This is a genomic window from Fontibacillus panacisegetis, assembly GCF_900102215.1.
In the GTDB taxonomy this organism is placed as follows: Bacteria; Bacillota; Bacilli; order Paenibacillales; family Paenibacillaceae; genus Fontibacillus; species Fontibacillus panacisegetis.
The window spans coordinates 15,886-30,702 of the sequence record NZ_FNBG01000001.1 but is presented as its reverse complement, the minus strand read 5'-3'; the positions used below and the strand labels follow the sequence as shown (position 1 = coordinate 30,702).

The 14,817-nt window shown below is 46.9% G+C and carries 12 protein-coding genes; 11 read left to right on the top strand and 1 reads right to left on the bottom strand.

Features of this window, described 5'->3' with window-relative positions; all coding sequences use genetic code 11:
- The first annotated feature begins 116 nt into the window (after positions 1-116).
- The 9 genes from BLS49_RS00140 to BLS49_RS00105 all read left to right on the top strand — a co-directional run bounded on the left by BLS49_RS00140 (position 117) and on the right by BLS49_RS00105 (position 9,226).
- Positions 117-1,544 (top strand): DUF1565 domain-containing protein, encoded by a 1,428-nt coding sequence (locus BLS49_RS00140; protein WP_091225702.1) that lies wholly within the window; start codon positions 117-119, stop codon positions 1,542-1,544.
- A gap of 94 nt (positions 1,545-1,638) precedes the next feature.
- Entirely contained in the window at positions 1,639-2,325 is a 687-nt protein-coding gene (locus BLS49_RS00135; protein WP_091225700.1) for a response regulator transcription factor, read from the top strand.
- Between the two features lie 36 nt (positions 2,326-2,361).
- On the top strand, positions 2,362-3,846 hold the full coding sequence (locus BLS49_RS00130) for a sensor histidine kinase (RefSeq protein WP_342707153.1): 1,485 nt from the start codon (positions 2,362-2,364) through the stop codon (positions 3,844-3,846).
- Positions 3,847-4,036: 190 nt separating this feature from the next.
- A complete protein-coding gene (locus BLS49_RS00125; RefSeq protein ID WP_091225698.1) occupies positions 4,037-5,209 on the top strand; it encodes a TolB family protein in 1,173 nt (390 codons plus the stop codon).
- 29 nt (positions 5,210-5,238) lie between these two features.
- On the top strand, positions 5,239-5,934 hold the full coding sequence (locus tag BLS49_RS00120; protein ID WP_091225697.1) for a stalk domain-containing protein: 696 nt from the start codon (positions 5,239-5,241) through the stop codon (positions 5,932-5,934).
- 108 nt (positions 5,935-6,042) lie between these two features.
- A complete protein-coding gene (locus tag BLS49_RS25080; RefSeq protein ID WP_342707152.1) occupies positions 6,043-6,174 on the top strand; it encodes a maltose acetyltransferase domain-containing protein in 132 nt (43 codons plus the stop codon).
- Positions 6,125-6,538 carry a DapH/DapD/GlmU-related protein gene (locus tag BLS49_RS00115; RefSeq protein ID WP_245742213.1) on the top strand — a complete coding sequence of 138 codons (414 nt, stop codon included), beginning with the start codon at positions 6,125-6,127 and terminating at the stop codon, positions 6,536-6,538. The genes BLS49_RS25080 and BLS49_RS00115 overlap by 50 nt, the downstream gene beginning before the upstream one ends.
- A 28-nt stretch (positions 6,539-6,566) precedes the next feature.
- The gene (locus BLS49_RS00110) at positions 6,567-8,513 is read left to right on the top strand and encodes an ATP-dependent DNA helicase (RefSeq protein WP_091225695.1); all 1,947 of its coding nucleotides are present in this window, start codon (positions 6,567-6,569) and stop codon (positions 8,511-8,513) included.
- 62 nt (positions 8,514-8,575) lie between these two features.
- Positions 8,576-9,226, top strand: a complete 651-nt coding sequence (locus BLS49_RS00105; RefSeq protein WP_245742212.1) for an alpha/beta hydrolase family protein — start codon at positions 8,576-8,578, stop codon at positions 9,224-9,226.
- Between the two features lie 918 nt (positions 9,227-10,144).
- On the opposite strand, the gene BLS49_RS00100 is transcribed toward BLS49_RS00105, so the two are convergent.
- A complete protein-coding gene (locus BLS49_RS00100) occupies positions 10,145-11,017 on the bottom strand; it encodes an AraC family transcriptional regulator (protein ID WP_091225692.1) in 873 nt (290 codons plus the stop codon).
- 159 nt (positions 11,018-11,176) lie between these two features.
- Between BLS49_RS00100 and BLS49_RS00095 the strand changes: the two genes are divergently transcribed.
- Together BLS49_RS00095 and BLS49_RS00090 are read left to right on the top strand one after the other, a co-directional pair.
- Positions 11,177-13,417 (top strand): ATP-binding cassette domain-containing protein, encoded by a 2,241-nt coding sequence (locus BLS49_RS00095; protein ID WP_091225691.1) that lies wholly within the window; start codon positions 11,177-11,179, stop codon positions 13,415-13,417.
- A 348-nt stretch (positions 13,418-13,765) separates the two neighbouring features.
- Positions 13,766-14,797 (top strand): aminoglycoside phosphotransferase family protein, encoded by a 1,032-nt coding sequence (locus BLS49_RS00090; RefSeq protein ID WP_091225688.1) that lies wholly within the window; start codon positions 13,766-13,768, stop codon positions 14,795-14,797.
- The last annotated feature ends 20 nt before the right edge of the window (positions 14,798-14,817 follow it).

Sequence of the window (14,817 nt, the reverse complement as noted above, 5' to 3'; positions counted from 1 at the left end):
TTATAATTGTGTCGGAAGAGCACTAGGGTTTAATTAGAGTAAGTCATTGGTAAGGAAAGTTGAATGAAATGCGTTACCAACCGAAGTAAGTATTGAATTTAAAGGATGTGGGTATCATGAGCAAAAAATTTACATCGATTATCCTTTGGGCTAGTCTCCTCATTTTGTTGTTGGTAAGTACAATTTACTTCATTGCTAAGATATTTCCTATTGACGCAGTAGATTCAGTCACACAACAATCGGAAACTCATTCGTCCGGAACAATGACTACAGAAACGGTAGTTGAAGCACCGGCAGGGGATTATTATGTTTCACCGCAAGGCAAAGACACAAATCCGGGGACTATGAATGCGCCGCTCGCCAGCATCCAGAAAGCAATCGAATTAGTTGAGCCAGGCGGTTCCGTAATCCTTCTTGAAGGAGCATATCACCAAACTGTAAGCATCGAAAAATCAGGATCCTTACACGAGGGCTACATATCTTTGTGTAATGCAAAGGGGCAAATCGCAATAATGGACGGCAAAGGTGTACAGCGGGTTGAAGATGGCGTCATCAGTATTGACAATGCCAGCTATGTACGCGTGTCAGGCCTAGAAATACGCCATTACGATACAAGTTCCGCTGATGCCACTCCCATCGGTATTCATGTGAGCGGAAGCGGCAGAAATATTGAAATTATAGGGAATCGCATTCACGATATGGGGACCAGTGCAGGGCAGAAGGCAGGCGGCGGTAATGCACATGGCATTGCAGTTTACGGTAACTCGGCAGATCCACTTAACCAGATTTCCATTATCCAAAATGAGTTGTACAACCTGAAGCTGGGAGCCAGCGAAGCAATGGCGATTAATGGAAATGTAGACGGTTTTCATGTTATGCAGAACATCGTGCACGATAACAACAATATCGGCGTCGACATCATTGGGTTTGAAGGTACTGCACCGAACCCTGTTCAAGATCAGGCGCGAAACGGTGTTATTCAAGAAAATCATGTATACAACAATTCCTCTTATGGCAATCCCGCATATGGAAACGACTACTCGGCCGCTGGCATATATGTTGACGGTGGCAAAGATATAAAGATCATCGACAATGACATTCATGACAATGATTTTGGGATCGAACTGGCAAGTGAGCATGCCGGAGGTGTAACTTCAAATGTAGAGGTATCGCTTAACCGCATTTATAACAACAGTGCGGCAGGCATTACGCTTGGAGGCTATGACGAAGATCGTGGAAGGACGGAAAATTGTATCATTAAAGAAAATAAGTTAACTGAAAACACCTCCAAGCATCTTGGTTATGGTGAAATCAATTTGGCCTTTGACACAAGGTTCAATGAACTGCGCAACAACTACATCAAAGCGAATGAGGATGGACTAATGATAACAAACGAGTTCACCCAAAATAATGGAAATAAAGTTGACTATAATCACTACAGCAGCAAAAATCAAGCACTTTGGATATGGAAAGGTGAAGAATTTGATGACTTCAGAGCTTATCGAACACAGACAGGTAATGATTTGCATTCAGGTTTGAACTGAGAGAGGATTACTTCGGTTCCAGAAATTTTAAACAATGGTCGAGCAGATAAATGTTCTGGTAGCAGAAGGCGAATAAGGGAAGGTGGAGATATTCATGATCAAAATACTTGTGGTAGATGACGAGAGCAGCATTCGGGCGGCTGTTGCTTATGCGCTGCGCAGGGAAGGGTATGAGGTCGAGATGGCTGCGGACGGCCAGGAAGCGCTGGACAAGGTGGAGACGTTCCAGCCGACGGTGATGGTGCTCGATGTTATGATGCCACATCTAAGCGGTTATGACGTATGCCGCAAGCTGGAGGGTCGGTCGCGACCTGCGATTCTGTTACTGACTGTCAAAGACGATATTGTCGATAAAGTGTTGGGATTGGAACTTGGCGCTGACGATTACATGACCAAGCCCTTTGATATGAGGGAACTGCTGGCCAGAGTCAAGGCACTATCACGCAGGGGAGGTTATGGCGGGCAGATGCAACAGGAGCAGCATGAGGTGCTGAGACTGGGAGGATTGTCCGCAGAGCTGTTCAGCCGTGCGGTTTCTATTCAAGGCGAACTTCTTGATTTAACGCCGAAGGAATTTGATCTGTTGGTATTGCTGATGCGCAATCCGGGGCGGGTCTATTCACGGGAAGCGCTGCTGGAAAAAGTGTGGGATATGGGTTTTGCGGGTGGCACCCGAACGGTGGACATTCATGTACAGCGTCTGCGCAAAAAGTTGGGCAATCACCACGGACTCATTCAAACTGTTTACGGCATTGGCTATAAAAGTATGGGATCACCTTAAATGGGCGGCAAATTTCGGCTGGGCCTCAAGGGGAAAATGTCGTTGTTACTCGCCCTGTTGCTCGTATTTATCGTAACCTGCCTGAGCGTGCTGGTGCTGAGTGGCATCCGGGAGAACCAGCGAACGATGCTGGAGCAATCTTTTACAAGGCAGGCAGAAGCGGCCAATCTGCGCGTGCGGGAGGAATACTTGACCGAAAGCATGATTCCGCCGGATCAATTTATGATGCAGACGGGTCAACGGCTGGCCGTGGATTTGGGCGCACAGAGCGGTATGGCAGTGACGCTGTATACGGTGGATGGCTCATTTGCCGGCACCTCGCTGCCGTTTCAGCCTCGTGCCGATGTGCAGGATGCTCTGCAATTTACGGCTCAGGGGCAGTCGGCATACATTACCGAGGGGGATCAGCTGTTGTTCCTTGCACCCCTGTACAATGCCGGGCAGCGTCTGGGCACGGTGCAGTTTCATGCTTCGCTCGCCGAGCAAAATGCTTTTTACGCCCGAATTCGCCAGTTGTTTCTTCTTGCCGGTGCCACCGTGCTGGGTGTCGGTTTCCTAATCGGTTACGTGTATGTCCTCCGGCAGGTCAATGTGATTGACCGGCTGAACAGGGCGGCATCACAAATTGGTCAAGGCGAATATCTATCGGCTCCTTCGGTATTCAGAAAGGATGAGCTGGGCGAGCTTGCACAAGGAATCTATGAGATGAGCAGCAGCATTTCCGCGTCTGTCGGTGCTCTGCATGGAGAAAAGCAAAAGCTGCTTGAAACGGTGGGGCGGCTGCGAGAATTGGAGCAGCAGCAAAAGCAGTTCATCGGCAATATCAGCCATGAGCTGAAGACACCGTTAACCTCGATTATCGCTTACGCCGATCTGTTGACGATGTACAGCGATGATCCTACCCTGCTGGACGATGCCGGAAGACGTATCCATGCGGAGGCACAGAGACTGTATAGTCTTGTGGAGAAGGCGCTACAATTGTCAGCGATGGACGTTTACGAGTTTGAAACACAGGCGGAGGCGGTTCCGCTATGTCCCTTGCTGGAGGAAGCTGTGGCCCGGCTGCAAGGGAAGGCGGACAGCTGCAGGGTTACGATTCATACTTCGCTTGTTGAAGGTGAAGTGTGGGCCGATCCTGAGAACGTGATGCACATCATGCTCAATTTGCTGGACAATGCGATCAAATATAACCGCCCAGGCGGGCAAGTTCACCTGCTGAACTACATCGCAGAGTCAGCAGACGGAGCACGCCGGATGATCATAGAGGTTGCCGATACAGGAATCGGTATCCCGAAGGAAGCCGTCTCCCGAATTTTTGATCCGTTCTATACGGTCAGTAGAGACCGGTCAAGAGCTAGCGGAGGAACTGGACTTGGGTTAGCCTTAGTTCGCAATCTGATCGAGAAGCAAGGCGGAACTGTACAGCTTGTAGAGACGGGACCGGACGGGTCGCGTCTCAGGGTGGAGCTACTACTACATGCCTCGGATGCGGTAAGGACAACACATACACCAAAGATATAGCCCGGAATGAGGGAGATCATCCGGGCTTTTCGGTGTTAATTCAGACCATGCCGGCTTTCCCGATTGTTTACAAGTTCGTTACAAGCCGGATATGCTTATGCAATATTGTCTCTCTATACTAAAGGCCATGGGGAGCTTTGAACAACCGCGGCCCGGGTCAAAATATTTATTTGTATGCAGGAGGTCCCTGATGAACAAAGTGAAATACATCGCCGGTCTAATTGCCATGTCCTTGCTGTCTGTCGGCATCTTAATCGGCTGTGACGCAGAACAGGAAGGTAATAAGCAGTTGCGCAGCACGCTGGATACAACTGACCAATCCGGTTCCGGGGAGACAGGAGGAAAACGTGAACTGACAGTAGTCAAAGAGAGAAAACCGCCTGCTGAGCAGGGAATTGCCGTGCAGCGCATACACCAGATGAACGGCGCCAATATCGAGAAATGGCTCTCGGACCACGAACTGGAGATCCAAGTCACCATGGTGGAGAAACAGGCCACCGCGACGGAGGAACCGCAATTTAGCTACCAGAGGTTTCAAGTTGATCTCGAGACCGGTGAGCGGCTGAGCATCAAGGAACAGACAGGAGCGGATCAGGGAGAAGTCATCAAATCTTATCTATCGCCGGATGGGAAATACAGCTTCATTCAGACCTGGAAGGACAAATATAAGGCCGTGAACGAGATCGAAAATAGGGCTACAGGGGAGCGGCATAAGGTCGAGGTCGACAATTATATGGAAGTGGGCGGCTGGATCAATAAGGACTCCTATATTCTTGCCGCCGGCTCGATGCAGGACCGGAGCGAGATATGGAACATATCCGTGGACGGTACCCGGAAGAAGATCGAGCTTCAGGATCCTGATGTAGAGAGCTTCACCGAATTTGCTACGGGTAATGGGAAGATTTATTACACCGATGCCAATGGTCAAATGAAGAGCTTCACCCCAACACAATCCCGACCAACTCTGCTCGCAAAGGATGTCTCCACCTTGAGTCTGTCTCCTGACAGTCAGCGGATTGCCGTCTCCACCTCAAGAAGCGGCGGGCAGGAAGAATCGCGCCTGCTCATTTACGATACGAGTGGTCATGTACAAGGTTTGTTGATCGGCAAGGGCGATTTACTGTCCCATCAGTCCTGGTCCCCCGATTCCTCGAAGCTGGCCTTCGCGGTTTATACCGAGGATCAGGGTGGCATGAACGGAATCTATATCTTTGATACAGTCTCAGGCAAGGTATCACCGCTAGGGTTATCGTATTACCCGGTATACCCGCTGAGCTGGAACCCTTCAGGCACGAGGCTGGGCATTACCGTGGACGATAAAGAGAAGCTAATCGTTACGCATATTGTGGATTTCAAAAAATGATATGGTTCAGAAAAAAGGAGAGATTCGTTGTGAAAAAAACACTATTGACCGTTATCGTATTGGGAATGACTTTATCGGGAGCCGCCGGCGTGTATGCCGGAAGCAAGCTGGAGAAGATCAACGCTTATCTGAATCACGGCATTTCCTTCACCGTAAACGGTGCAGATCAGTCTTTAGCAGACAGTAACGGCAAAAAGCTGGTGCCGATCACCTATCAGAATACGACGTATTTGCCGGTGCGGGCCATCTCCAGCCTGACTGGTATTGATGTAGAGTTCGATGCCGCTAGCCAGCAGATTCGGCTGGAAACGGAGCATGATGGCGAAAGCATTGCAAATGAATGGACGACCATCAATTACAGTGAAGCACAGATCAAGGCCATTAAAGAGGCATACGCCAAGTTTGAATCCTTTGAGACGGCCTATGCTCCACAGCAAATGGCCAAAAACGACAATTACGTTAAAGCGGCAGCTACGGGCGATGGGGTCAATCTGATCTTTAAGCATATGACCGTGAATGTGTCGCCACGGGATTATTCCACGGGGTATAAATCCAAGGAGGTTAAGCTGTCCAACGGCGTTAGCGCGAAGTGGTATACGCCTTCCGAAACGCCGATGCTCGGTTTCCAACTGGACGACCGGACGGTGACGATCAGCTCCCCTGACGGTTCCCTAAGCAGCAGTCAAATTGAACAGGTCGCTGTGAGCATAGCTGAATTGAAGTAAGGAATAGGTATAGACATTGAAAGCCGCTTAAATTGCGGCTTTTTTGTTTTATCGGTACAAGTTATTGTCCCGAGTCAAGGACAAGAACCTGTACCGATTACCGATTAGATGGACATGAAAGCGAAAATGCACAACGGTGATTTGTATTTACCCGGCGACGAACAAATTATGAAAGAACAAATGCTTTGCCTTGAAAAGCTATACGATTTTACAAGACCCGCTATTACATGCCAATTTTAATTTAACGCTGGTATATGATACACATATTTATGTCGGGGACTACACGATGTTTGGCCCGAATGTGACGGTAGCAACGGGCGGACATCCGATCTTGCCTGAACTACGCGAGAAGGCTTATCAATACAACGCCCCGATCCATATCAGCAGAAATTGCTGGATCGGGGTGGGGGTAATCATTGTACCCGGCGTTACAATCGGCGACAATACCGTAATTGGTGCAGGCAGCATCGTGACCAAGCATATTCCCGGGAATGTCCTCGCTGTCGGGAATCCTTGCAAAGTGTTGCGCGAAATCAATGACCATGATAAGCTTTATTATTTTAAAGACCGAAAGATTATAAACGAGGATTTGACAGAACCTTAGGAGCAAGAAAGCAGAGGTATTTTATAACGTGGAACCTTACCCTTTTACCTATGATCCTGGCACCCCATTTATTCAACAAGCTGCGGATTGGGTGGCAGACGTATTTTACGAGCTGCTGCCAGAAGCAGGCTTTGAAGTTCGGGATGAGCAGATCTATATGGCGTTTCAACTGGAAAAGGCATTTGCCGATAAACAAACGATTTTTGCCGAAGCGGGAGTAGGTACAGGAAAAACACTGGCCTATCTTCTGTATGCGGTATGTTACGCGCGGTACACGCGCAAGCCCGCGGTCATTGCCTGCGCGGACGAGTCCTTGATTGAGCAGCTGGTCAAGCCGGAGGGAGATATCGCGAAGTTGACCAGGCATTTGGAGCTGATCATCGACGCGCGGCTCGGCAAATCGCCGGATCAATATCTGTGCCTTAAGAAGCTGGATCAGGCGAGAATGCAAACAAAGGCGGATGTGAATTGGGAAGAAATCGCGGCAGGCCTGCCCAACTTCGTCCATTCCTCTGCGCCCATGCAGGCATTTTATGCATACGGAGACCGGAGAAATTATTCTCAGCTTAACGATGAACAATGGAATACCATCAATTGGGATCCCTTCCAGGATTGCTTCACCTGCGACCGCCGCCACCGGTGCGGACAGACGCTGTCCAGGGATCACTACCGGCGCGCCGCCGACATCATCATCTGCTCGCATGATTATTATCTGGAGCATGTGTGGACTTACGAAGGCCGTAAACGGGAGGGCCAGCTGCCGCTTCTGCCTGAGCATTCCTCCGTCGTGTTCGATGAGGGACATCTGCTGGAATCGGCAGCCATGAAGGCGTTCGGCTATAAAATGAAGCATGCGACCTTTGAAGAATTAATTACGCGACTCCTGCAAAATGAGATCCGTGAATCCCTGGCCGTGCTGATCGATGAGGCCATCGTGCAGAGCGAGGTGATGTTTAACGCATTCGGGCGATACAATCTTTCCATTGCGGGGTCGGATCGCAGAGAAATCGTCTTGACCGAGACGCTGCTCGGCGCAGTGCGCAAGTTCCGGAACTTGATTTCGGCGATTGAAGAGGAACTCGTCTTCGAAGGTGAGCTGTATACGCTGGACCACTATCAGCTTCGCATCGTCGAGGAGCATATGGAGATGATACAAAAAGCGCTCCTCCTGTTCGAGCAACCGGAGTCGACGGTGATCAGTTGGGTGGAGGACAGCCCGGAAGGGCTTATTCTCTCTGTCGTGCCGGGCACGGTTAAGGAAATGTTAAAAAGCCAGGTGTTCCACCTTCGGATGCCGGTTGTATTTTCGTCAGCGACGATGTCGGTGGAGAACTCATTCCGTTACCTCGCGGACAGTCTTGGCATTGAGAGCTTCCTGTCCTTTTCAGTTGATTCACCTTATGCGTATCAGGCGCAGATGGAAGTTTTGGCACCGCTATGGCCTCTTGCTAACGGCTTCGATGGCAAAATGAAGGAAGCGGTGCGGCTTCTGCGGCAAACCGGTGGCAGAGCGCTGATTCTTTTCCGCACCCGAGAAGAGCTTAGTCAGTTCAAGGAAAACGTGAAGGCCGAGCCAATGCTGGGCGGGATGTCGTTCTACTATGAAGGCGACAGTGAAATCAGCCATCTGATCTCAGCATTCCAGCAAGAGGAGGAAAGCGTACTGTGCGCGGTCAGCCTGTGGGAGGGGCTCGATGTTCCGGGACCTTCGCTCGCGAACGTGATCATCTGGTCGCTGCCGTTTCCACCGCTTGATCCTGTATTCAATGCCCGGCGAAAAGCCGTTGCCGACCCCTTTCAGGAGGTGGACATGCCTTATATGCTGCTGCGGCTTCGCCAGGGCATCGGCCGGCTGATCCGTTCGCGGGACGACTCCGGCATCGTCGTGCTGATGGGCGAAGAGCTTCGGACCCATCCCGAGGTGAAGGAAAAAGTGATATCCGTGCTTCCCAAGGGCGTTGAGCTGAAGTCATGATCGAAGCATACGTCTCCTCCCATAGCACATGTACGGGGAAATGCCGAACGGTGGTCTGTTTTTTGGCCGGTATTCTGACGTTCCGAAATAACTTCGAAGCCGCTGCGTACGAGGTTGCCCAAAGATACCCCGATGCTAAAATCGTAGTTATCTTTCCCTACGGGATGGCAAGCGGAACCAGCCGTCTTGTACAGCATCGTCTACTAACGCGCCAGCTGGCGCAGGTTGGATATGATCTGATTCATTGCTCGTCCCGAAGGGTGCGGCTCGTATCGGAAATCATTCGTGAGCACGGGGCATCAGCAGATCAGCTTCTCCTGATCGGGCATAGCGCTGGCGGCGTGGTTGCCTATCGTTCAGGACTTGTTCTGGGGGAGAGGTATGGCATGCATCAGGTGCAGGTCTTTGCTGTTGGGAGCCCCAAATTTCATTTGAAGGATATTCCGTTCAATAAGCAATTCACCTACATCAGCGGTCGTGATCCTGACAGGGTTACCAGGATCGGCCGCTGGCGCAGGCCGGGTTCCCGGGTATACTGCGGAAAGCCTGAGCGGGACATCCGATTGGATTTTAATCCCGGCCATTCAGGATGGAAGTACCATGCTTCTTATTTTCTTAAATCGGCCTGGAAGGATCAGAATCATGTCTTGCATTCGAATGCGGAAGATCTCATCTCCAAAATTCATGAGCTATGTCCGGAAATTCAGGAATGATGGGCTTAAATTACATGGTCGAATACTACCAGTGATGTGTCCCCGCGTATTACAAAGGCTTTTCGGAGTATGCGGATGTATCCTCTATCGACGATGGTTAGTGCGAAAGCGGCGGCAGAGTTTGAAAATTTATATTATCTGCACGGCGAGCATAATCTTGGTTTTCCGTGCGTTTTCTAAAACGAATTTTTTTGGTTTCTCTCTTGACTTTGACATCGCGTCAACCTGTATGCTTATACCCGAAAGGAGGGACAGTCATGGAATTGAAAACCATAAGTCAAGTATCAAAGCAATTTTTATCTCAACACGTACACTTAGGTATTAAGATGGCGATATAATAGGACTATACCAAGAAAGCTCGATAAACAAAGGGTTTTGCCGGTATAGTCCTATTTTTTTCACCCTGAAAAGGGAATCTATCGTCAGACGGGAGATAATATCGTGTCATTTTAGAAATGGTGTCTCATTACGGCTTCTTTTGAGAATTCTGTGTAATTTGCGGAACAGGCAATTCGGGAAAGAATCGAAGGATTGCGGGTGTAGTTTCCGGTGACAGTAGTGCCTTTGAACCAGCCACGGCAAAGGTCAATCTGCTCATTGATATACAGGCAAAAATCCAGGCCGGAAAAGGTCCCGGCTGCTACTTTTAACCGCCGCAGCGCCGCAGGCGCTTAACAGACGCGAAAGCAGGCTGTCTGACGGGGATTTGGGCAGAGCACCAACAAGCTATCCCTAATAACGACAACAAAGAAAATGTTTATTCTGCCAACAATAAAAGCTGATAAACCGCTGCTTTTATTGGATTATCAGCCTTTTTAAATATATCTTTGTAGCACATAACATTTTTATCATTTAACAAAGGGAAATGATAAAAGGACTACTTTATAAAGCAATATACCAGTCAGCTATCTAACAGATTTATTTTATCGGAATATAAATATCTATTTGTGAATCTACGTTGTCAGCTCCAAGGAAGCGTTTGTCATAAATCTCAAAATCCTCACGCTCATCCAGCGTTTCCTTCGTAAATAAAACCCAACTACCCCAAAGGTAGTCATATGTTTTTATAAGAGTCGCTACTGTTCCCTTGTGTGTAAAAACAGCATACCGTCCACCCGGAATTATTTTGGTATTCACATTTCTGGGCAAACACTGAAAATTATCTACCTCTATACCAACTGTCTCTGAAAAAGTTACATTACCGTCTTTTGATATATTCGTTTTTGTCCGGTCTGTCTCACATATACCAAAACGGCGCGCTTCATATGAGGTGGGTATTTGGTTGCGTATTTCAAACAGCCTGTTCCAAAGGTCAGGCAGTATATTATGCAGAATGGATGTTTCCCCACGGATACCGGCAACAAAAATCTTATCTATTTCGACTATACGAGGTTTAATCGTTATTCCCTCTGCAAGATGTAGCAATGCTTCCCGGTCGATCATCATTTTTGAACCTATGTATAAATCTGAATTATTTTTTCGATAAACAACAGGACTAACACCATATACAGATTTAAATGCACGGCTGAATGCTTCTGACGAACCAAAGCCACTCTCAATGGCGATATCAATAATTCGCTTATTTGAATACAGTAGCTTTTTGCAAGAATTTGACAACCTGCGCTTCTGAATATAACTGCCGATTGGCTCGCCAATAACAGCAGTAAATATGTGCGTGAGGTGGTAAAGAGAATACCCCGCTGCTTTAGCAATATCCTCTGAAAATAATTCTTCATCCAAATTTTGCTCTATATATTCAATTGCTTTTTCAAGTGATGCGAGATAATCCATTATCACCCCTCCTATCTGAATACTTATTATACCGTAATAGTTGCAAACAGGGCATTAAACTTCGCAAAAATTATCATGAATGGCTGAACCTGATTAGTTAATATTGATTAGAACCAGAACCACTATATTAAGGAAGCTTAACTTTTAAGGAGTGAATATATGGCTGATATTGTTATCAAGGGTCTTACAGAAAACAACCTAAAGCATGTTTCTTTTACGATTCCAAAAGAAAAACTCATAATTTTTACTGGTGTTTCCGGTTCCGGCAAATCTAGTATTGTTTTCGATACAATCGCCGCCGAATCTCAGAGGCAAATGAACGCCACCTATCCGTCATTTGTGCGTTCAAGACTGCCTAAGTATAAGAAACCAAATGTAGAACGGATTGACAACCTGACCGCATGCGTTGTTGTAGATCAATCTCCCCTTGGAGGCAATGCACGTTCAACGGTAGGAACCATCAGCAACCTATACTCCAGTTTGCGTCTGTTGTTTTCAAGGATTGGTCAGCCTTATGCGGGCACAGCTTCCTACTTTTCTTTTAATGACCCCAACGGGATGTGTAAAACATGTTCAGGTCTTGGAAAGGTAACAAAAATTGATATAAACGCAATCCTGGATAAAGATAAATCTTGGAATGAGGGGTGCGTAAAAGATTCCACATACAAGCCCGGCTCTTGGTACTGGAAACAGTATGCAAGCTCAGGTTTCTTTGATTTGGACAAGCCTGTTAAGGAATATTCTTCCGAGGAATACAACCTGCTTTTATACGGCTCCCGTGATGGCAAGAGCGAACCGGAAAACACAAAAATTACAGGGTTGTTTCATAAATATACACGAACGCTCTTAAATCGGGATATCAGCGATAAAAGCAAGCATACAAAGGATAAATCACAAAACCTGATTACAGAGGAAGAGTGTACAGATTGCCATGGGAAACGGCTGAATGAGGTGGTTTTGAATTGTAAGATTAACGGCTACTCTATTGCAGATATGTGCGATATGGAGCTTACAGAATTGCGGGAGGTTCTTTCTGATATATTTGATAAAAATGTGAATATGCTGGTACAAACGCTGATAGAGGGACTAAACAGGATGATAGATATTGGTTTGCCATATTTGCATCTGGGGCGTGAATCGCCTACCTTGTCCGGAGGTGAAGCGCAGCGCCTAAAACTAGTCCGCTATATGGGCAGCAGCTTGACCGGAATGACTTATATCTTTGATGAACCCAGTACTGGTATGCACCCAAGGGATGTCTACCGTATGAACAGTTTACTGAAAGAGCTTCGTGACAAGGGCAATACGGTACTTGTGGTAGAGCATGATAAAGATGTGATTTCCATAGCGGACTATGTGATTGATGTTGGTCCGCAGGCGGGACAAAACGGCGGAGAAATCGTCTTTATGGGCAGCTATCCTGAACTGCTTAAAGCAGATACGTTAACTGGAAAGGCTTTGCTTCAGTCCTTGCCGATCAAGCAACAGCCGCGCCAGCGAGTCGGCAGTTTACCTATCCGGGAAGCGAATCTACACAATTTGAAAAATGTAAATGTCGATATACCGCTGGGCATCATGACCGTAGTGACCGGGGTTGCAGGTTCGGGTAAAAGCACCCTCATATCTCAAGTGTTTGCCAAACAGTATGAAAAAGATATTGTTATGATTGACCAAGGCCCTATTACTGCGACCAACCGATCTACACCAGCGTCATACCTTGGTTTTTTTGATGAGATACGAAAACTTTTAGCTAGAGAGAACAGCAAAGATGAAGGACTGTTTAGCTTTAATTCCGCAGGAGCCTGTCCGGTATGTGCCGGTAAAGGTGTCATTGTAACAGAACTTGCTTTCATGGACCCGATTGTCACAGAATGTGAAGTATGTTCAGGAACACGGTACAATCAAGAAGCAATGGAATGTTTATATAAAGGAAACAACATCGTCCAGCTTCTTGCACTAACCGCTTCGGAGGCATTGGAAGTATTTGAGGGTTCCAAGATTGTTCGACATTTAAAAGTTATGCAGCAAGTGGGGTTATCCTACCTTACGTTAGGTCAACCACTCAGCACATTGTCCGGCGGCGAACGTCAAAGAATCAAGCTGGCGAAGAATCTTGGAAAAAAGGGCAATATTATTGTCATGGATGAACCCACAACAGGATTACATCTGTCTGATATTGAAAAACTCATGATATTGTTTGATATGATCGTATCCGGTGGAAACACCTTGGTCGTTATTGAGCACAACCTAGATGTAATCAAACAAGCAGACTGGATTATTGATATTGGCCCTGACGGAGGCAAAAACGGCGGAGAAGTTGTATTTGTGGGAACTCCAACACACATGGTTCAACATGCCAAAACACTCACCGCAGACTGTTTACGGACATCTTGTTCTTAGGAGGGGTTCTAATGCAATATAGGATTGAAGCTATGCCAGAGATGCGATTTATCGGCTATCGAAGTTCGATCGTCGACAGCGGCCTGATTAACTCTGAATCATCAGCCGAATCGATACCATAAACCAATCAATATTCAATAAGAATGCATGCATCGCCGTGCTTACGGTGGTGGACAGAAAAATTTGAAGCATAGATGTTGCTACAGCAATATATGATCATGATCAGAAGCCGGGCTTGAACGCACAGCAAGAGGTAATAAATGTATATATCCATAGTCGGCCTTCCATCGTTGTGTTCTTTTCAAATATGATGTCTGTATAATGAAATAACGATTGGAGGACTTCATAATGAGCGAAATAAAAGCCGAAACTTTGAAAGAAGTTTTAAGTAAAATGCTTAGGACAAATATATTCAGCGTCGAATTCCAGACCAAACATTTACATGGCGGTACAGTGGGTAAGGTACAGCTTGTTACGGGTAATGCCGAAACCACTAACGGTGAGAAACTACCGTTTAAAATCGTTTCAAAAATGCAGAAGAAATGGGAACGCTACGGTGATCCCGATTCATGGCGTAGGGAATATGATTTGTATAAATCAAATATTGGCGCTCTGTTTTCTGAATCCTTCCGTTGGCCTGAATGCTATCACGTTGAAATGAACGAAGAAGAAAACGAAACGCAGATATGGATGGAATATATCGAGGGCATATCGGGTTTAGACTTGACTGGCGAAATGTATGAATGTGTAGCCGAAGAGTTAGGACGTTTCCAAGGCAAGCTATATGCCGAACAGCCAGCATCTTTACAGAATTTGACCAACCTGAGCAAAGTAGAGTATATGAAGGATTTCTATCTTAACTATCGGTCCTGGAAAAGAGTGTACGATTATATACGCTCCGACGATTGCGGAATCCCAAAGCACCTCTGTGAAATGCTCATCAACATTGATGAAAGCGCAGACGAAATATTCAACCGTATTGAAAAGCTACCCATCGTGCTATGTCACAGGGATTTTTGGGTGACAAACATATTCCATTCAGACGGTAAAACCATACTTATCGACTGGGATACCACGGGGTGGGGCTATTTAGGTGAAGACTTGGCAAGTCTTATCGCGGACGAAGCCGATGTTGAACACATGGTTGAATACTACCACAGATGTATCCCCGCGTATTACAAGGGCTTTTCGGAATATGCAGACATTTCACACATAACGGACAATTGTGTTTATGAGATGATTCTACTTTTGTTCGGGTACAGGCTTGTAGAGTGGTATTTGAACGAAGGAGCAGGAAGCAATCTGCATATCCAAACCCTGCAAAAAGTCTATGAGATGCAAAAAAGGGAAAACCTCTCCAAATCTCGAAGATATAATTGATCCAATCAACTAAGTTACTT